Here is a 19,000-nt window from a genome sequence, read left to right on the forward strand (position 1 = left end):
CTCAGAGCACCGCGCCGCGCCAGCCGCCGGTCTCCAGACCGCGCTCCTCGATGAACTCCTTGAAGCGCTCCAGGTCGCCCTTGGTCTGACGCTTCACGAAGCCCAGCTTGTCGCCGACGCTCTCGGCGACGCCCTCCGGCTGGAACTCCATCTGGAGCATCACCTTCGTGTGGGCGTCGTCGAGCCGGTGGAAGGTCACCACCCCGGCCTGCCGGGCCTCGCCGGAGACGGTGGTCCAGGCGACCCGTTCGTCCGGGATCTGTTCGGTGATCTCCGCGTCGAACTCCCGGTGCACGCCGTTGACACGGGTCACCCAGTGCGTGAGCGTGTCCGTCTTCTGTTCGATGCGCTCCACCCCGCTCATGAACTCGGGGAACGTCTCGAACTGCGTCCACTGGTTGTAGGCCGTGTGCACGGGCACGCCGACCTCGATGGATTCCTCGACCTGCGACACGGTCGTCTCCTCCTGCGTTGTCGTGGTTCGTTCTGCCGGTGGTGTGCCGGGCGGGTACCCGTGACCGCGGCGGCAAACCGGGCGGCGACGCTCAGTCGACGTCGAAGGTGTAGTGCGGGGTGTGGTCGAGGAGGTCGGCCGGGGTGGTGTCGTTCCAGGGCTTCATCGTCTCGTGCAGATCGACGACGTTCGGCGTCCCGCCGCCCGGGACGTACGCGGACTGCGGGTGCCGGCGCTGCCACTGGGCCCAGAGCTTGTCGATGTAGGCGTGGTGCAGCCAGAACACCGGGTCGTTGGGGGAGACCCCGGTCGCCATCTGTCCGCCGACCCAGACGTGCACGCGGTTGTGCAGATTGACCCCGCGCCAGCCCTCCAGGTGGTTGCGGAAGCCGTCGGAGGCGCTGTTCCAGGGCGCCATGTCGTACGTCGCCATCGACAGCACCGAGTCCACCTCGGACCGGGTCGGAAGCTCACGGACGCCCGTGCCCAGCGACCGCCGCAGATAACTGCGTCCGTCCACCCGGACGTTGATGGGCCAGTTGCCCGTCGAGGCGGCGAACGGACCGTCCGTCACCTGACCGTCCCGGCTGCGCCCGCTGCCGCCGAGGAAGTCGGGCGCCCACAGCGACGAACGCGGCGAGCGGTCGGCGGACCAGTCCCAGTACGGCAGCGTCACCGACGCGTCCACGGACTGCAGCGCCCGCTCGAACTCCAGCAGGAATCTGCGGTGCCACGGCAGGAACGACGGCGAACGGTGGCCGGTGCGCTCGCCGTTGTCGGTGTCACCGATGATGAACGCGTTGTGGGTGGTGACGAAGGCGTCGTAGCGGCCGTTGCGCTTGAGTTCGAGGAGGGCGGCGACGAAGCGCCGCTTCTCGTCGGCGGTCAGGGACGCCTGGTTCTTGCGGACGGTCATGTGCGGTGCTCCAAGTGTGCGTGTGAGGGGGCGGGGCGGCCGGTCAGCGGGCGGGGAACGGGACGAGGCGGGCGCCCTGCAGCTCGTCGACCGCGGCGCGGGCGGCGGCCCGCGGGGTGGGCACCGGGTCGTAGTGACTGACCACGCTGATCCAGGAGCCGTCGGCGTTGCGCATCACATGCAGCTCGACCCCGTCTATGTGCACCGCGTAGCCGCCCCCGTGGTGATGACCGGAGCCGGTCGCGGGCCCGCCCTGTATCCGGCGGCCCTTGTAGACCTCGTCGAAGGAGGCGGGGGAGCCGTGGGGGTCGTGGGTGTCGTGGGAGCCGTGGTGGTCGCCGTCGGCCCGGGCGGGGACTGCGGCGAGTGAGGCACCGGCGACGACGGCCGCCGCGGTGAGTGCGCGACGACGGCTGAGTTCCGGCATGCGGGACCTCCTGGAGTGCGTTGGGTTGACGACTCCGCATGCCTATAGGCGGCGAGGAGAAGGGGAGAAATCGGCCCGGACCGGTTGGCCGCGATCCGGACAATTAATTACATCTGGTGCAATGTTGAACGAAGATGATCTTGTTGTGCTGCGGGCCCGCGGGGGGTGGAACGGGCAATTCCTTTGCTCAAGATCCCTGCTTTCGGTGGACTTTCGCGCGCCCGTGGCGCGCCGGTGGTGTGGCTCACGTGGGAAAAGTGGCGCGATCGCACGGATGGGGTGTCCGTCGGCGCGTTCCGCCCCTGCTACCCTGCGTCGTCAATCAACCACGCCTGGTAACTCCTGGGGGTACGCGTGAAGGTCGCCTGTGTCGGCGGCGGGCCCGCCGGCCTGTATCTCTCGATCCTGCTCAAGCGGCAGGACCCGTCCCACGACGTCACCGTCCACGAACGCGACCCGGAGGGCTCGACCTACGGCTGGGGCGTCACCTACTGGCAGGGACTGCTCGACAAACTCCGCGACTGCGACCCCGAGTCGGCGCGGGCGATCGAGGAGAACTCCGTCCGCTGGAACGAAGGCGTCGCCCACGTCGGGGACCTGGCGACCCGTCAGCCCGGCGACGAGGGCCACGGCATCGGCCGTCACAAACTGCTGGAGATCCTGGCCGCCCGTGCCCGTGCCCTCGGCGTACGGCTGGAGTTCGAGAGCGAGATCACGGCCGCGGACCTGCCGGACGCCGACCTGGTCGTCGCCTGCGACGGAGTCCGCAGCGCCCTGCGCTCCCACCACGCCGACGACTTCGGCGCCGTACTCACGCCGGGACGCAACCGCTACGTCTGGCTCGGCACCACCAAGGTCTTCGACTCCTTCACCTTCGCCTTCGTCGAGACCGAGCACGGCTGGATCTGGTGCTACGGCTACCCCTTCAGCACCGAGCAGAGCACCTGCGTGATCGAGTGCGCCCCCGAGACCCTGGCCGGCCTCGGCCTCGACCGGGCGAGCGAGTCCGACGGCCTCGCCGACCTCGAGAAGCTCTTCGCGCACATCCTCGACGGCCACCCCCTCGTCGGCCGAGCCGCCGCCGACGGCAGCTCCCCGTGGCTGACCTTCCGCACCCTCACCAACCGCACCTGGTACCACGACCGCCTCGTCCTGCTCGGCGACGCCGCCCACACCACCCACTACTCGATCGGCGCCGGCACCACCCTCGCCCTCGAGGACGCCATCGCCCTGGCCGACGCCCTGCGGGAGAGCCCCGACCTCCCGCAGGCCCTCGCCCGGTACGAACGGCAGCGCAAGGCCGCCCTGCTGTCCCCGCAGAGCGCCGCCCGCCACAGCGCCCAGTGGTACGAGAACCTGACCCGCTACATCCACCTCCCCCCGGAACAGATGTTCGCCCTGCTGGGCCAGCGTCATTCGCCCCTGCTGCCCTACGTGCCTCCCCAGCTGTACTACCGGCTCGACCGGGCCGCCGGGCGGCTGGAGGTGCTGCGCCGGTTCAAGCGCTGGCTCGGGCCGAAGCTGGCGCGCGGCGCGCACGCACGGGCGCTGGCCTCGCGCAAGTAGCCGCTCGCCCTGGCTCCCCGTACGGGCGCCCCTAGGGGAACAGCCGCCCGTGCAGCGGAGCACGGAACACGCGGTGCGGGTCCAGCCGTTGCAACACGTCCGCGGCCTCGTCCCAGGCGGGGCCGAAGGACCCCGGCACCGCCGTCCCCAGCACGTCCTCGTCGCTCCACGCGGCCTCGTCCGTGTACCCCCAGCCCTTCGACCACTCCACCCGGGTGAGGCCGTGGCCGCCGTCGTACGTGGCGAGCAGGAAGCGCTCCAGCTCGCGGTAGAACGCCTCGGCGTACGGCGTCCCCGGCAGCGTCAGCACGTCCAGCCAGACGGCCGTGTCCCATTCGGGGTGGTCGGGGTCGGGCCGCAGCGCGGACAGTGAGGGGGCCCTGGCGCCGTCGAGGCCGGCCTCCGCCGGATCGTCGAGACCGGTCACCCGGATCTCCACCGAGCCGTTGACGGGGAAGCGCCCCAGGGCGGCGTACGCGGCCAGCCGCTCCCGGTAGAAGGCGGTGAACTCGCAGACGACGCGCTGCACCTGGTCCCGGCCGGTCAGCACCGCGTACCCGTTGGCGTGCACCCGCAGCGTGGTCGGCCTGATGTACAGCAGCGTGTTCTTCGACGGCCCCCACACGTCCGCCGACCCGGTCGCCACGAGACCGAGCGCGGCCACGTCGAGCTGCGCGTTGCCGAGCACCGGCGCCAGGTACCAGGCCGCGTCCGAGACCATCCGCCCGGCGAGATCGGCCACCGGCGTCGGGACGTTGTCGGAGAAGGGGTAGGGGTAGGGCCGCGTGAGGCGCCGTGAGGTGAGCGGTTTGGACGGTTCGACCGACCACACCTTCAACCACGGGAACTCGGTGAACGCGAACCAGATGGCCTCGACCCGTCCCTCGGCGTTCAGGAAGCTCGCCAGCGTCCGCCCCCCCGCGCCCGGCGCCGCGAACAGCTCCTTCGCCGCGATGTCCGTCCGGCTCACGCACCGCAGGTTGCTGTTCGCGCCCACCCGCAGCACCGCCTCGGTCACCAGCGACCGCCCGAGATGCGTGAGCAGCGCGGCGCAGTCCGCCTCGTCGCGCCGGAACGTCCGCAGCGCGTATGTCCCGCCGGCCGCGTCCCACACCACGGCCGTCAGGGCGAGCACGCGGTTGCTGAGCGAGCCGTACGTCTGCCCGGGCAGACGCTCCTCGCCCCGCGCCGGCACGGCGGTGCCGTGGGCGTCGACGGCGAGGGCGCCGCCCAGGGTGAGGTCCCCGGGGGCCGGAGCGGCGGTGACCCCGAGCCCGTGTCCCTCGAGGAAGGTCAGGAGCGTCTCCAGCGTGACAGCGCCGCCCACGCGCACCGTGTCGGAGGACTCCAGGGCCAGGCCGGTCAGGTGAGGGGCGGTGTCGACCAGCAGGACGGGCGCGTCCGCCGGGGTCCCCTCCGGCACGGTGAACGGGGACCAGCCGTGCGAGGCGCCCCGGGGCCGCACCGTCCAGCCGTGCCGCCAGGCCCAGTTGACGACGTCGACCACCTGCCCGGGGTCCTCGGGCGCGCACGCCCACAGGCCGGTGACGGTGATCTCCCCGTCCCAGTTGCGGTACGCCGTACGGGAGAGGGTCACGGCGGGTGGGAAGTCCGGCAGCTCCTGCGCCGCGACGGCCGGATCGGCGGCCACCAGGACGGGCACCGCGGCCAGAGCCGCGGACGCGGCGCGCAGGAAGCCGCGTCGGCTCCAGGCGGGCTCCTCCGGCGGATGGTTGCTCAGTGAACGTTCAGTCACGCGCTCACGCTAGGGGCCCGTCGGGGTGTGCGGCCCGATCATCGAACAGCATCACCCGTGAGGGTGAACGATGCGTGGCCTGCGACGCGGAGTGGTCCGTTCCGCGCGGGGCCACGGCAGATGACAGACTGACGCCATGGACGAGCGCGAATTCGGTAGGTCCGGTCAGCACGCATCGGTCGTCGGTCTTGGCACCTGGCAACTGGGCGCCGACTGGGGAGACGTCGACGACAAGGAGGCGCTGACGGTTCTGGAGGCGGCGGCCGAGTCGGGAGTGACCTTCTTCGACACCGCCGACGTCTACGGCGACGGACGCAGCGAGCAGACCATCGCCGCGTTCCTCAGCGGCCGGCCGGACCTCCATGTGCTGGTCGCCACCAAGATGGGCCGGCGCGTCGAACAGATCCCCGAGAACTACGTGCTGGACAACTTCCGCGCGTGGAACGACCGTTCCCGCCGCAACCTCGGCGTCGACCGCATCGACCTGGTCCAGTTGCACTGCCCGCCGACCGCCGTCTACTCCAGCGACGAGGTGTTCGACGCGCTCGACACGCTCGTCGAGGAGGAGCGCGTCGCGCACTACGGCGTCAGCGTCGAGACCTGCGCCGAAGCGCTCACCGCGATCGCCCGGCCGGGCGTGGCGAGCGTGCAGATCATCCTCAACCCGTTCCGCCTGAAGCCCCTGTACGAGGTGCTCCCGGCGGCCCGCGAGGCAGGCGTCGGCATCATCGCCCGCGTCCCGCTCGCCTCCGGCCTGCTCTCGGGCAAGTACACCGCGGACACCGTCTTCCCGGAGAACGACCACCGTGCCTACAACCGGCACGGCGAGGCCTTCGACCAGGGCGAGACCTTCTCCGGCGTCGACTACGCCACCGGCGTCGAGGCCGCCGTCGAGTTCGCGGCCCTCGCCCCCGAGGGGTACACCCCCGCCCAGCTCGCGCTGCGCTGGATCATCCAGCAGCCCGGTGTGACCACGGTGATCCCGGGCGCCCGCTCGCCGGAGCAGGCCCGCGCCAACGCGGCCGCGGCGCGGCTCCCCGAGCTGTCCGGGGAGACCCTCGCCGCCGTGCGCGACCTCTACGACCGGCGCATCCGGGAACAGGTCGAAAGTCGCTGGTAGGCCGCCCGCGGGCGGCGAGGGGACGATCGCCGCTCACGGGGTACTCGCCGGGAGAGAGGACCGTGAAGGTCGCTCCGACCAGCGAGAAGGAGGCCAAGTGACCGAGAGGACAGCAGCGGGCGTCGACGGGCGCACGGGGCGGGACGAGACCGAGGAGGAGAGAGCCGACCGCAAGTGGGTCGAGCTGCTCCAGGAGATACGCGTCGCCCAGACGGGCGTGCAGATCCTCTTCGGCTTCCTGCTGACTGTCGTGTTCACCCCTCGTTACGTGGATCTGCAGGACACGGACAAGACCATCTACATCGTGACCGTGGTCCTGGGCGCCTGTGCGACCGGCGCCCTCATCGGCCCCGTCTCCCTGCACCGCCTGGTCTCCGGGCGGCGGGTGAAGCCGCAGGCGGTGCAGTGGGCGTCCCGGCTGACCCTGGTCGGCCTGCTCCTGCTCCTGGCCACCATGACCTCGTCGCTGCTGCTGATACTGAGGGTGGCCACCCACGACGCCTTCGTGCCCTGGCTCGTCGCGGGCGTCGTCACCTGGTACGTGCTGTGCTGGTTCGTGCTCCCGCTGTGGACCCGGCAGCGCTACACGACGCAGTGAGCACCGCCCGTCGGCCCGGCTACCGGGCTCCGGGCACGCCGCCCCGCGCGCCGCGCAGCGCGGCGATGCAACTGCCGATCGCCTGCTGGAGTTCCTCCAACTGCTGCACCATGTCGTCCTCGTAGAACTCCTGGGCGTCGTCGAAGGTCAGCTCGTCGAACACCTTCGTGGCCCGCTGCAGGCTGCTGTAGAACTTCGTGCGCCGCTCCTGGACGCGCAGCTGCGGATCGGCCTCCACGGTCTCGACCACGAGGGTCTTCAGCGTGTCGTAAGCCTCGGTCGCCCACTCGCCGGCGTCCTCGTCGTCGTCCAGCTCGTCGAGCAGCGACAGGTGCCGCTCGGCCTCCTGGCGCAGCTCGGCGGGCGCGTCCACAGTCTGACCGGCGGGCGTCTTGATCTGCCCGGACTCGGCGATCTGGCGCACGTACCCGATGCGGTCGGCCGAGCGGCTCTCGGAGGCCACGGCCTTCTTCAGGTCGTCGGTGCGCACGACGTCCCGGGCGAGCTCGGTCTGCAGGTCCGGGTCCTCCTTGATGCGGTCCAGGAGGGCGGCGCGGGCCGCGCGGGCGGTCGAGGGGTCGGCGAGGATCGCGGCGCGCAGGGCGGTGGGGTTCTCCGCGACCTCCAGCGCCTTCGTCGGGCGGATGCCCTCGGCCTCGGCGGCCTCGGCGATCGCGGTCCCGCGCTCGGAGGCGGCGCTGGAACGCGAGACGTAGTACGTCAGCCACACCTCCGCGTCCGGCAGCTCCACCTCCTGGCCCGGCGCCAGTTCCTCGAAGTGCGGGACGAGGCCGTCGTCGGCGGCCCGGTCCCACGCCTTGTAGTACCGCATGACGCGCTCGGCGGAGCAGCCGGCCAGCTCCGCGAACTCCTTCGCCGACACCTTGGGAGTCTCGTCGGCGCTCTGCCCGCCGGGCCGGACGCTGCGCGCCACCATCAGGCCGAAGGCCCACCCGCCGGTGCGCGCGTAGACGCCGAACTCGCGGGCGTCGCGCGCCACGAGGTCGGACAGGGGCGCGGCGGACGTCTCGGGGGACGTCTCGGGCAGGTCGATCGCCAGGGTCACGGATGACGCTCCTCTGTGGGCTGCTGGGCATGGGATCGGCACGGCGAAAGTGCAGACCGGCAGCCTATCCGGACCCGTCGGCGATGCCGGGCAGACCCGCGTGCGGGCCGGACGGCGCTCAGCCGAAGGCGTCGCGCAGGGCGGGCAGCAGGGTCTTGTCCGCCCAGTCCAGGTACGCCGGCTGCGAGTCGCCGCCGATCTGCACCAGGGCGATCTCCGTGAACCCGGCCTCGACGTAGGGGCGTACGGCCTCGACGAAGTCGTCCGGGTCGTCGCCGCAGGGGATCGAGGAGGCGACGTCGTCCGGCGTCACGAACTGGGTCGCCGACTCGAAGGAGTCCGGGTGGGGCAGTTCGGAGTTCACCTTCCAGCCGTTGCCGAACCAGCGGAACTGGGCGTGCGCCCGCTTCACGGCCGTGTCGCGGTCGGCGTCGTGGCAGACCGGGAGCTGGCCCACGCGCGGCTTGCCCTCGCCGCCGTGCCGGTCGAAGGCCTCCAGCAGGCCCGGCTTGGGCTCGGTGGCGATCACCAGGTCGGCCAGCCGGCCCGCGAGCCGGCAGGAACGCTCGCCCGAGACGGCGATGCCGATCGGCGGCGGCTCGTCGGGGAGGTCCCACAGCCGGGCCGAGTCCACGTCGAAGTGGGTGCCGTGCCGCGTGACGTGCCCGCCCTCGAACAGGGCGCGGATGATCTCCACGGCCTCCTCGAGCATCTCGTGCCGTACGTCCACCGAAGGCCAACCGCCGCCCACGACATGCTCGTTGAGGTTCTCCCCGGAGCCCAGCCCCAGCCGGAAGCGCCCCTCGGACAGCAGTTGCATCGTCGCGGCCTTCTGCGCCACCACCGCCGGGTGGTAGCGGAAGGTCGGACAGGTCACGTATGTCATCAGCGGGATGCGTGAGGTGGCCTGGGCGGCGGCTCCGAGCACACTCCACGCGTAGGGGGAGTGCCCCTGGGAACGCAGCCACGGAAAGTAGTGGTCCGACGTGACCGAGAAGTCGAAGCCCGCCTCCTCGGCCCGTACCACGTGGTCGACCAGGTCACGTGGGCCGGCCTGTTCGGTCATCATCGTGTATCCGATTCGCACCATGGCTCCCGAGTCCCCGGCCGCCGGGGGAGGAAACAGGCCACGAGAGACCAGGAAGGGGGTCGATCACCGCCGTCCGGCCGGGGGAGGATGCGGACATGAGCGCCCGCCCGCTGCCTTCGAGCACCCCGTCCGCCCAGGGCGTCGACGCCCTGGGCCTCCTCGCCTTCCTCGACGCCGTCGAGTCGGCCGCGATCGTCGAGCCGCACAGCCTCATGATTCTGCGCCACGGCCGGCTCGTCGCCTCCGGCTGGTGGGAGCCTTACACGCCCGACCGGCTCCAACTGCTGTACTCGCTCAGCAAGAGCTTCACGGCCACGGCTGCCGGTTTCGCCCTCGCGGAGGGACTGATCGGCCTCGACGATCCGGTCGTCTCGTACTTTCCGGAGTTCGAGGCGGACGTCACCGACCCGCGCAGCCGCGCGATGCTGGTGCGTCACGTGGCGTCGATGGCGAGCGGGCACGAGGAGGAGACCTACGAGCGGGCGCGCGCCCTCGACCCCGACGACCTGGTCCGGGGCTTCCTGCTGTTGCCGCCGGACCGCGACCCGGGAACCGTCTTCGCCTACAACCAGCCCGCGACCTACGCGCTCGCCGCGATCGTGCAGCGCGTCACCGGTCAGTCGCTCACCGCCTATCTGCGGCCGCGTCTGCTGGACCCGCTCGGCGTCGGCGAGGTCGCCTGGCGGACCGACCGGTCGGGCCGCGAGTTCGGTTTCAGCGGCTTGCACGGCACGACCGACGCGATCGCCCGGCTGGGACAGCTCTATCTGGACGAAGGTGTGTGGGAGGGCGAGCGGCTCCTGTCGCGGGAGTGGGTCGCGGAGGCGACGCGCGCACACGTGCCGACGGCGGCCGGCCCGAAGGCCGAGGCGGACCGCCTGGACTGGGAGCGCGGCTACGGCTTCCAGTTCTGGCGCTCACGGCACGGCTACCGCGGCGACGGCGCCTACGGACAGTTCTGCCTGGTCCTGCCCGAGCACGACGCCGTGATCGCCGCGACCGCGGCCACGAGCGACATGCAGGCCGTGCTCACCCTCGTCTGGGAGCATCTGCTGCCCGCGTTCCGGCCGCAGCCGCTGACCGGCCGCCGGGACGCCGACACGGCCCTCGCCCACCGCCTGGCGCGGCTCGCGCTGCCCGCGGCCCCCGGCGACCCGGTGCCGCCGGAGCGCGCCGGGGAGTGGTCGGGCGCAGCCTTCACCCCGTCCGGCGGTGTCTGCGCCGACCAGCCGGAACTGACCGGCGTCACCGTCACCCGGGGAACCGGCGGCTGGGCGCTGAGTCTCGCCGAGAAGAACGGCGATCTGAGGCTGGAGCTGCCCGCGGGACCCGGCGGCTGGCGGGTGTCCGAGGAACCGCTGCCCACCGCGGTCGGCGGCGGCTGGACCGACGGCGACACGCTCGCCGCGCACGTCGTGTTCCTGGAGACCCCGCACCGCCTGCGGGTGACGTGCTCCCTCGCCGAGCGGACGTTCACCGCCGGCTGGGACACGGAGCCGCTGCACCGCGGCCCGCTGCGCTCGATGCGGGCGGCCGGCCGCCCGCCCCGCTCAGGCGGCTGACCTGGGCCGGAAGGTCTTCAGGAACGTGTCCAGGGCCTGCCGGCCGGCCTTCGTGTCCCAGTCGGCCGCGGGCGTCGTCCAGCGCAGCGAGAAGCTGCGGCGCCCACCGAGCAGGAAACCGCGACCGAAGGTCCGTTCCTGCTCACCGTCGACGTCGGCGACCCATTCCATGTCGGCGGCCTTGTACCCCTGGTACGTCGTCGCCTCGATCGCGCCGATGCGCCGGAAGCCGTCGGCCTTCTTCAGGTTGGGCTCGACGTCGTCCCGCCAGACGAGGACCGGGTCCGGTCCGGCGTTCTCGCTGTAGGTCACCGCGAGGGTCCGCGGATCGCCGGCCGCGCCGAAGGTGACGCGGTACGCCTGGCCGTCGCGCGCGGTGTCCAGCCGCTTCCATCCCGGGGGCAGGGCGACCGAGAACCCCTCCGGCGCCCGGTAGACCCGAAACCCCTCGGGCAGGGCGGTGGCGGTCACGGAGGGGGAGGGGGACGGGGACGGGGAGGCGCTCGGCGACGGGCTGCTCGGCGCGGTCGGGGTCGCGGCGGTCGGCGTCGGCGCCGGCGTCCGGGGGCCTCTGTCCCCGGCGTCGTCGCCGGCCGTCGGGGCGGACGCGGACGGACGGGCCTGCGGTCCTCCTGCCGCCGTCTCGTCGCTGTCGGACAGCTGGTGGGTCACGGCGAGGGCGGCGACCGCCACGGTGACGACAGCCAGCGCGGTCCCGGCCGCCATGGCCCGGCCGCTCCAGTGCGGGCCGACCTGCCGGGCGGCGGCGCACACCCGCCGCAGCCGGGGTGCGGGCAGGGCGGCGTGCGGGTCCTCGTCCAGCACACGGGTGAGGGACTGGCGCACGACGGTGCGGGTCAGGCGCTCCCGGGAGTCCTTGCGCAGCAGCCCCTGCACGGTCGGGGTGAGCGAGCCGGCCCGCAGCGGAGTGCGCAGCGGCAGCCGGTCCACGCCCTTCAGCGTCGCCTCGGGCCGGTCCCGGTCCCGGTACGGCGGCCGCCCCTCGACCATCGTGTAGAGGATCGCGCCCAGCGCCCACAGGTCGGCGGCCGGCCCGATGCGCTCGTCGCGGGCCTGCTCGGGGGAGGCGTACGACGGGGCGGCCACGCGCGGGGCGAGGGTCGCGCCGGCCAGGCCGAAGCCGGTGAGGACCAGCGGGCCCTGGCTGCGCAGGAACACCTGGCCGGGGCTGAGCTCGCCGTGGGTGATGCCCTCGCCGTGCGCGACCTCCAGCACGTCCAGCAGTTGCAGTCCGATCGCGGCGGCCCGGGCGGGGCCGAACGCGCCCTTCTGCTCCATGAGCTGCCCCAGCGGAGGGCCGTCGATCCACTCGGTGACGGTCCACAGGGAACCCGCCTCCTCCACGGCGTCGACGACCGCGGCGATCCGGCCGGGACACAGCCGCGCCATGGTCTCCGACATGCGCAGCACCCGGTCGGCGGCCTGGCGCGCCTTCTCCTCGCCCTGGTCGGCGGGCAGCCCGATCCTGGTGACCAGGCACGGGCGCGCCGCCCCGGTGTCCTCGACGTACTCGCCGTACCAGCTGACGCGGTTCGTCTCCTGGTGGACGACGTCGAGCAGCCGGTACCTCCCGGCGACCAACTCGTTCGTGGAGACGTGCGTCTTGACCATGGCCATCCCTCGTTGAACCGCTGGTACTCACCTTTCCCAGTGGTACGACCGCCGTGAGGGGGTCCGTTCAATTCATCCGCAACTCCGGTGCGATTTCTGTCCTTCATTCAAGAAAGCCGCCGTATGACGGGCCGCATGGCCGAGCGTGTGTGCGAGAAAAAGGGAATTGCCGGGACTCGTCCGGGACCTGTCCAGCGGTGTAACCAGCGGTAAACAGGTCGGCGTCGAGACTTCGGCGATCCGGAAAACGACCTTCTGGGCCGTGGCCCATTCCTGCTCGGAGGCCGTTTCGACGGTTTTCCGCTATCCCGTCGCAGCGGTGTCAGCGCAGCCCGAACCGTTCGGTCCAGGCCGTCAAGTCCGCGGTCGTCGTATTGCCCCCGCAGACGACCAGCCCCAGCCGCGCGCCGGGCCCCACCCGCTCGACCACCCGGCGGGCCGCGGGCAGCAGACAGCCGGCCGCCGGCTCGGTCCACACCTTGGCGTGCTCGGCGAACTCCAGGCAGCCCCGCACGGCCTCCCGGTCGGGAACCGTCATCACCTCGGTGACCAGGGCCGAGACATGGTCGTACGTCAGCTGCGAGACGCTGGGCGCGCTCAGGGTGGACACGATCGACGACAGCGCTACCGGCACCGGTCCGCCCGCCGCCAGCGCCTCCGACATCGCCTGCGCGCCCTCGGTCTCCACGCCCCAGACCCGTACGTCCGGGCGGCGGGCGCGCAGGGCGGCGGCGACACCGGCGATCAGGCCGCCGCCCCCGATGCTGACCAGCACGTCCGTGAGCTCACCGGCGTCGGCGGCGAACTCCAGGCCGACCGTGCCCTGCCCGGCGACGACCACGGGATCGTCGAACGGGTGAACCAGGGTGAAGCCCTCGTCCCGCAACCGCTCCACCAGCGAGAACGCGCCGTCCATGGTGTCGGTCAGCCGCACCGAGGCGCCGGCCGTCTCCGCGATCTCGACGGCACGGGCGGGCGCCGAACGCGGCATCACGACGGTGGCCTTCACATCCAGCGCGGCGGCCATGACCGCGAGTGCGATCCCGTGGTTGCCGCCGCTCACCGCCACGACCCCGGCCGCCCGCTCGGCCTCGCTCAGCGACAGCAGCTTCGCAGTGGCCCCGCGCGCCTTGAACGAACCGGTGCGCTGGAGCAGCTCCAGCTTCGCGGTCACGGGGACGCCGAGCAGCGCCGACAGTCCGGGGCTCGTCACGGTCGGAGTGCGCACGACGTGTCCGGCGATCCGTCCGGCGGTGGTTTCGATGTCCGAGATGCCGATCAAGGCAGTCACCCTTCCGGCGCGGGCGGAGAGGGGAAAGGCCGCGCCTGGTCCGTCTCGCACCCTCACCCGCCGCCGCGGCGTGGGTCAACTCGTTTCGCGGTCCGGGTCACAGATCCCGGCGCACCGCGAAGTCGACCAGGGAGCGCAGGTCGCGGACGGCGTCGGCGGCCAGCGGCACTTCGGCGAGCGCCGTCTCGGCGGCGCGCACCTGACGGTCCGCCTCGACGAGCGCCGCCGCCCGTCCGCCCGCCGCCTCGACCAGTTCGGCCGCCTCGCCCGGATCGCCGCCCCGCTCCAGCAGCACGGCCAGGCGACGCGCGGCCGGGCCCGGCGATTCGAGGGCGGCCAGCACCGGGAACGTCTTCTTGCGCTCGCGCAGATCCCCGTGGACGGGCTTGCCGGTCACCGACGGGTCGCCCCAGATCCCCAGCACGTCGTCGACCACCTGGAACGCAACCCCCAGGTGCCGTCCGGCGCGGTCCAGGGCGGCCACCGCGGCCGCGGGCGCGCCGCCCAGGACGGCTCCGAGAGCTGTCGCGCAGCCCAGCAGCGCACCGGTCTTGCCCTCGGCCATCGTCCGATAGGCCCGCGGCCGCACCCGCTCGGGCCCCGACCAGGGCCGCGCGGCGAACAACAGGTCGTCGGCCTGCCCCCGGACGAGGTCCCCGAGCGCGCCGGTCAGCAGGCGCACGGCGGCGGCGCCGGCGGGGGGCGGCTGCAGCGCGAGCGTCTCGACGGCCAGGGCGAACAGCGCGTCGCCCGCGAGGACCGCCGCTCCGGTGCCGTACGCCTTCCACACCGTGGCGCGCCCCCGCCGGACCGGGTCGCCGTCCATGACGTCGTCGTGGAGCAGGGAGAAGGCGTGCACGAGTTCCACCGCGACCGCCGCGGGCACCCCGGCCCGCCCGGGTGCGCCGGCCGCCTCCGCGCCGAGCACCGCGAGGGCCTGGCGCAGGCCCTTGCCGCCGGAGCCGGTCACGGACGACCCGCCGATGCCGCACCAGCCGAAGGTGTACCCGGCCATCTCGGCCACCCAGGGATGCGACCGGCCGACGGCCTCCCTGAGTGCGGGCCGCACCAACGAGCCGCAGCGGGACAGGACTTGGTGAGCGGTGGGCGGGGTCGCGAGGGCGGGATCCGCCGGGTGTTCCGCCAGCGCGGAGTCGAGCGCCGTCACCGTGCCGCCGCCGTGCTCTCGTCGACCGCCGCCGCCGGGGCTTCCCCCGTGCGCGGTGCGAGGCCCAGCTCCTGCTGCGCCCGGCCGACCATCTCGCGGGCGTGCCGCAGCCCGATGCGCTCCAACGTCGCCGCCAGGTCGGCCAGTTCGACCGCCGTCTCGTCCCGGTCGCGGCCCAGGCGGGCCAGCGACTTCGCCAGGCCGAGCCGGGAGAGGGCCTCGCCGCGCGGCTCGCCCATCGCGCGGAACTCGCCGAGCGCCTGCTCGTACAGGTCGCGGGCCTCGGAGTAACGCCCGGCCCGGTACAGGACGTTGCCGCGCATCTTGTGGTTGTACGCCAGCGCGCCGGACAGGTTCATCGTGCGGCAGGACGCCTCGGCCTCGGCCAGCAGGGCGAGGGCGCGTCCGGTGTCGCCGTCGCGGACGGAGACGATGTCGGCCAGCCCGCGCAGCGCCCAGGCGTGACCGCGTCGGTCCTCGGCCCCCGCGGCGATCCGGGCCGCCTCTTCGAACAGGGCGTACGCGCGGTCGTAGGCGCCGGAGTTGCGGTGCATCTGCGCGATGCCTTCCAGCGCCCACACGGTGTGCCGTGCCTCGCCGCGCCGGCGGGCCTCGGCCAGCAACTGCTCGTGCAGCAGTCCGACGGCCTCGTAGTCGCCCTGGATGCGCCCCGTTTCCGCGAGCCCGGCCAGGGAGTAGCCGCGGACGACGACGTCGCCGCCCCGCTCGCCGAGGTCCGCCGCGAGCGCCAGCAGGCGTCGGGCCAGCGGGAAGGAGCCCCGCTGCCGGGCCAGGGTGCCGCCGCTCCACAGCGCCCACGCCATCGCGCCGACGTCACCGGCGCCCCGGGCGGCCCGGTAGCTCGCCTTCCAGGCCTGGTCCGCCTCGCGCACCTGACCCAGCCGGCGGTGCGCCTCGGCGACCGCCAGCCCCGAACGGGCGGCCTCGCCGTGCTCGCCGGCCCGTTCGGCCGCTCTGAGCCGCTCGGTGCCGGCGGCCAGCACGTCGTCCAGGGAGGAGTTCACGGAGAGGGTGGTGAGGGCGCCCTGGTACTCCGGGGCGAATGCCTTGCCGTACATCGGTTCCTTTCGGCCGGTCACCGCGTATGCACCGTGTGTATAGATGAGGTGTATACATGGCGCGTATAGTCCGGTGTGTTGCCAGGCAAGACGTCGGCGGTGTGCCAGGGGTTGCCTGTGAGACGCGGATCACCGACGGAGACCGCGGGGGCGTCCACTGCCCAAGGGCCTTCTGCGGCCGCCGGCCCGCGGCGCGGGAGCCCGGCCGCAGGGCGGCGTTCTCCCGCGCCGCCCTTGTCGCGGGCGGCCCCTTCGAGGATCCGCCGTCAGCTCGTGGCGCCCGTCTCCGGTTCGATCAGCCGCTCGCGGTAGGCGATGGCCACGGCCTCGGTACGGCTCGCCGCGCCCACCTTGGCGAGGATGTTGGAGACATGGACGCTCGCCGTCTTGCCGCTGATGTAGAGCTCCTCGCCGATCTGCCGGTTGCTGCGGCCGAGGGCGAGCAGTCGCAGGACGTCCTGCTCACGGGCCGTCAGGGTGACCGAACGGCCCCGGGCCGCGGACGAACCGTCCGTGAGACGGCCGCGCCGGATCAGGTCCTGCGCCCGCTCCAGCAGAGGCGTCGCGCCCAGCCGTGCGGCCGTCTCACGGGCGGCACGGGCCTCGACGGCCGCCTCCTCGCGCCGGTCCGCCGCCAACAGGGCCTGCGCGTACCGCAGTCGGCAGCGGGCGAGCTCGTAGACGTCGCCGTAGCCGAACGCCTCCACCGTCCTCTCCCAGGCGGCCACGTCGGGACCTGCGGCGGCCCAGGAACCCTCGGCCTCGGCACGGGCCAGCCAGGCCCGCCCCTCCGGCCCCTGCGGCACGCCGGTCTGGCCGCTCAGCGCCACCGCCCGGGCCGGCTCCAGCAATTCGGCCGCGACGGCGGACCAGCGGCCGGCCGCCGCCTCGTCGCCGGTCAGGCGCGCCTCGGAGGCCGCGTCGGCCACCGCGGCCAGGGCCAGCGCGGTGAGCCGGACGGTGACGTCCGGGCGGGTTCCCGCATCGTCCCTCAAGGACTCGGCGGAGGACCGCAGCTGGGCCACCGCCGCCTCGGCGTCGCCGCTCAGCGCCGCCGCGTCGGTCAGGACGATGCCCGCGACGAGCGCCGCCATCCAGTCGAAGGGGCCCTGGAGGAGGGCCCGGGCCCGGTCGACGGCGCCGTGCTCGCCGCGTGCGAGAGCGACGTACAGCGTGGGACCGACCGCGAACCCGCCCGACGCGGGCAGCACCGCCAGATCGTTCGCCGCCGTCCGCAGACACTCGTCCCACCGGCCCAGCGTGTAGAGCACCACCAGCTGCAGATAGCGCATCTCCAGTGGATACGGCGACGACAGCAGCCCCGCCCGGCGGGCCCGGTCCAGGCCCTCGGCCAGCCAGGGCAGGCAGTCCTCCGGCTCCCCGGCCTCGTAGGCGCCCATGGCCAGGGTGAACAGGGCCCGCAGCTCCACCGGGGCGTTGCCCCCGCGCCGGGCCAGCTCCCGTGCCTCCCTCAGCCGTGCGCGGCCCTCGGGGGAGCGGCGGCCGCCGCCCTCCAGATTGGCCAGCGAGACCAGCAGGTCGGCGCGCGCGTCCGTCAGCCCGAGTTGCTCGGCGACGCCCAGCGCCTGGTGGGCGACGCGCAGGGCGGTCTCCGAGTCGCCGACCTGACGTGCCGCCAGGACGTGCGTGGCGGCGGCCCACACCCACGTAGGCGACGGCGGTTCGGCCGGGATCATCGCCAGCGCCTCGCTGCTGTACGCGAACGCGGCCGTCAGGCTGTCGACGCCCAGGAGGGTGCCGGCGAGCGTGTAGCGCACACGTGCGGCGAGCTCCGAGTCGGCGTTCTGGCCGACGCCCGCGAGCGCGGCCCGGGTCAGCGAGACCGCACGGTGGGCCTCCCCGGCGTGCGCGGCCGCCGCCGAGGCCCGCAGCATCAGCGTGACGCGGTCGTTGCCCTCGCCCGACGGCCGGGCGGAGGCGGGGACCGACCGCCAGAGGTCGAGGACGGCCTCCAGGTGGTGCAGTTCCTCGGCGGGCGCCCCGACCCGGTGGGCGTGATCGGCGGCCTCCAGCGAGGCGGCGAGCGCCTCGCCCAGATCGCGGCTCTCGCGGTAGTGGTGCGCGCGCTCCGCGGCGGTGTCGCCGCGGTGACCCCGGCCCGCGAGCAGACGGGCGAACGCACCGTGCAGACGTGATCTCTCCCCCGGGAGCAGGTCGGCGTACACCGCCTCGCGCGCGAGGGCGTGCCGGAAGGCGTACATGCCGTCACCGCCGGCGACCAGCAACTGCCGGCCCACCGCCTCTCGCAGGGCCGACTCCAGCTCCTCCTCGGGCAGCCCCACCGCGTCGCGCAGCAGGTCGTGCTCCACGCGCCGGCCGGCGACGGCGGCGGTCCGCAGCACCTGCTGGGCCGTGTCGGGGAGTTGCTCGACCCGGATCAGCAGGAGGTCCGCCAGCCCGCTGGGCACTCCGCCGGACTCCGCGTCCCGGGCCGCCAGGAGCTCCTCCGCGTAGAAGGCGTTGCCCTCCGCGCGCTCCACGATCCGGCGCACCGTGGCCTCCGGCAGCGGACGGTCCTCCAGGGCGCGCACCAGGCGGGCCACGTCGGCGTCCGCCAGCGGACGCAGCTCCAGCCGGTCCACGGCCGGCAGCCGCACCAGCTCGGCGAGCAGGGGGCGGAACGGATGGCGGCGGTGCAGGTCGTCCGCGCGGTAGGAGGCGAGCACCGCCAGCCGGTGACCCGTCCCGTCGCCCGCCGGCCGCTGCAGCAGGCCCCGGCTGAGCAGGAAGCGCAGCAGGTCGCGGGAGGAGGGGTCGGCCCAGTGCAGGTCCTCCAGGACGAGGAGCAGCGGGGAGATCTCCGAGAGGTCGGCGAGCAGCGACGCCATGCCCTCCAACAGCCGCAGCCGGCCTCCTCCGCTGTCCGAACGCGCCAGGGGACCCCCGTCGTCCCGGACGGCGTCCGCGCCCGAACCGAGCAGCCGGTCGACCACCGGGTGCGCGGCCAGCGCGGAGGCGAACCGCCCGTCCGCGGCGAGCAGGCCCAGGATCTCCGTGAACGGCAGATACGGCAGACCCACGTCACCGAGGTCCACGCAGTGCCCGGTGAGCACGGTCATGCCGGAGCGCGCCGCATGTGCCGCGATCTCGTCCAGCACGCGTGTCTTGCCCACGCCCGCGTCCCCGGCGATCAGGACCGCGCGCGCCTCACCGCCCCGCGCGCGCTCCAGCACGCCGGACAGCCGGGCGAGCTCCTCTTCCCGGCCGATGAACGGAGTGGCGAACACGGTCTGCGACACGGCTCCATCCTGGCA

The 19,000-nt window shown here is 73.4% G+C and carries 15 protein-coding genes; 4 read left to right on the forward strand and 11 right to left on the reverse strand.

What is annotated here, in order from left to right:
• Position 1 precedes the first annotated feature (1 nt).
• From ACZ7DE_RS25000 to melC1, 3 genes are all read right to left on the reverse strand, one after another.
• Complete coding sequence (locus ACZ7DE_RS25000) at positions 2-454, reverse strand: SRPBCC family protein (RefSeq protein WP_470764784.1); 453 nt, start codon at positions 452-454, stop codon at positions 2-4.
• Positions 455-545: 91 nt separating this feature from the next.
• Entirely contained in the window at positions 546-1,370 is an 825-nt protein-coding gene (melC2, locus tag ACZ7DE_RS25005) for a tyrosinase MelC2 (RefSeq protein WP_470764786.1), read from the reverse strand.
• 43 nt (positions 1,371-1,413) lie between these two features.
• The gene (gene melC1 / locus ACZ7DE_RS25010) at positions 1,414-1,797 is read right to left on the reverse strand and encodes an apotyrosinase chaperone MelC1 (RefSeq protein WP_470764788.1); all 384 of its coding nucleotides are present in this window, start codon (positions 1,795-1,797) and stop codon (positions 1,414-1,416) included.
• A gap of 354 nt (positions 1,798-2,151) precedes the next feature.
• Between melC1 and ACZ7DE_RS25015 the strand changes: the two genes are divergently transcribed.
• Entirely contained in the window at positions 2,152-3,363 is a 1,212-nt protein-coding gene (locus tag ACZ7DE_RS25015; protein ID WP_470764791.1) for an FAD-dependent monooxygenase, read from the forward strand.
• 31 nt (positions 3,364-3,394) lie between these two features.
• On the opposite strand, the gene ACZ7DE_RS25020 is transcribed toward ACZ7DE_RS25015, so the two are convergent.
• Positions 3,395-5,119 (reverse strand): cholesterol oxidase substrate-binding domain-containing protein, encoded by a 1,725-nt coding sequence (locus ACZ7DE_RS25020; protein WP_470764793.1) that lies wholly within the window; start codon positions 5,117-5,119, stop codon positions 3,395-3,397.
• 136 nt (positions 5,120-5,255) lie between these two features.
• On the opposite strand from ACZ7DE_RS25020, the gene ACZ7DE_RS25025 reads away from it, so the two are divergent.
• Together ACZ7DE_RS25025 and ACZ7DE_RS25030 are read left to right on the forward strand one after the other, a co-directional pair.
• Entirely contained in the window at positions 5,256-6,239 is a 984-nt protein-coding gene (locus ACZ7DE_RS25025) for an aldo/keto reductase (protein WP_470764795.1), read from the forward strand.
• A gap of 97 nt (positions 6,240-6,336) precedes the next feature.
• Positions 6,337-6,837, forward strand: coding sequence for a DUF6328 family protein (locus tag ACZ7DE_RS25030; protein ID WP_470764796.1), 501 nt, complete (start codon positions 6,337-6,339; stop codon positions 6,835-6,837).
• Positions 6,838-6,856: 19 nt separating this feature from the next.
• Here ACZ7DE_RS25030 and ACZ7DE_RS25035 read toward each other — a convergent pair whose 3' ends face one another.
• Positions 6,857-7,903, reverse strand: a complete 1,047-nt coding sequence (locus ACZ7DE_RS25035) for a hypothetical protein (protein ID WP_470764798.1) — start codon at positions 7,901-7,903, stop codon at positions 6,857-6,859.
• Between the two features lie 118 nt (positions 7,904-8,021).
• Entirely contained in the window at positions 8,022-8,993 is a 972-nt protein-coding gene (locus ACZ7DE_RS25040) for an LLM class F420-dependent oxidoreductase (protein ID WP_470764800.1), read from the reverse strand.
• A gap of 95 nt (positions 8,994-9,088) precedes the next feature.
• Between ACZ7DE_RS25040 and ACZ7DE_RS25045 the strand changes: the two genes are divergently transcribed.
• Complete coding sequence (locus ACZ7DE_RS25045) at positions 9,089-10,555, forward strand: serine hydrolase domain-containing protein (RefSeq protein ID WP_470764802.1); 1,467 nt, start codon at positions 9,089-9,091, stop codon at positions 10,553-10,555.
• Here the strand turns inward: ACZ7DE_RS25045 and ACZ7DE_RS25050 are convergent.
• The 5 genes from ACZ7DE_RS25050 to ACZ7DE_RS25070 form a co-directional block, all read right to left on the reverse strand.
• Positions 10,544-12,193 carry a serine/threonine protein kinase gene (locus tag ACZ7DE_RS25050; protein WP_470764804.1) on the reverse strand — a complete coding sequence of 550 codons (1,650 nt, stop codon included), beginning with the start codon at positions 12,191-12,193 and terminating at the stop codon, positions 10,544-10,546. The genes ACZ7DE_RS25045 and ACZ7DE_RS25050 overlap by 12 nt on opposite strands.
• 316 nt (positions 12,194-12,509) lie before the next feature.
• Positions 12,510-13,469, reverse strand: a complete 960-nt coding sequence (locus ACZ7DE_RS25055; RefSeq protein WP_470764806.1) for a threonine/serine dehydratase — start codon at positions 13,467-13,469, stop codon at positions 12,510-12,512.
• 106 nt (positions 13,470-13,575) lie between these two features.
• Positions 13,576-14,646: a polyprenyl synthetase family protein gene (locus tag ACZ7DE_RS25060; RefSeq protein WP_470764808.1), complete on the reverse strand. Its 1,071-nt coding sequence runs from the start codon at positions 14,644-14,646 to the stop codon at positions 13,576-13,578.
• Positions 14,643-15,725: a tetratricopeptide repeat protein gene (locus ACZ7DE_RS25065; RefSeq protein ID WP_470764810.1), complete on the reverse strand. Its 1,083-nt coding sequence runs from the start codon at positions 15,723-15,725 to the stop codon at positions 14,643-14,645. Before ACZ7DE_RS25065 ends, ACZ7DE_RS25060 begins: the two co-directional genes overlap by 4 nt.
• A gap of 266 nt (positions 15,726-15,991) precedes the next feature.
• Entirely contained in the window at positions 15,992-18,985 is a 2,994-nt protein-coding gene (locus ACZ7DE_RS25070) for a helix-turn-helix transcriptional regulator (protein WP_470764812.1), read from the reverse strand.
• Between the last annotated feature and the right edge of the window lie 15 nt (positions 18,986-19,000).

The organism is Streptomyces sp. NPDC037083 (assembly GCF_055606485.1).

Coding starts and splice junctions, on each gene's coding strand:
- melC2 (WP_470764786.1), bottom strand. CDS start 1,370: ATGACCGTCCGCAAGAACCAGGCGTCCCTGACCGCCGACGAGAAGCGG.
- melC1 (WP_470764788.1), bottom strand. CDS start 1,797: ATGCCGGAACTCAGCCGTCGTCGCGCACTCACCGCGGCGGCCGTCGTC.
- ACZ7DE_RS25025 (WP_470764795.1), top strand. CDS start 5,256: ATGGACGAGCGCGAATTCGGTAGGTCCGGTCAGCACGCATCGGTCGTC.
- ACZ7DE_RS25040 (WP_470764800.1), bottom strand. CDS start 8,993: ATGGTGCGAATCGGATACACGATGATGACCGAACAGGCCGGCCCACGT.
- ACZ7DE_RS25045 (WP_470764802.1), top strand. CDS start 9,089: ATGAGCGCCCGCCCGCTGCCTTCGAGCACCCCGTCCGCCCAGGGCGTC.
- ACZ7DE_RS25050 (WP_470764804.1), bottom strand. CDS start 12,193: ATGGCCATGGTCAAGACGCACGTCTCCACGAACGAGTTGGTCGCCGGG.
- ACZ7DE_RS25065 (WP_470764810.1), bottom strand. CDS start 15,725: ATGTACGGCAAGGCATTCGCCCCGGAGTACCAGGGCGCCCTCACCACC.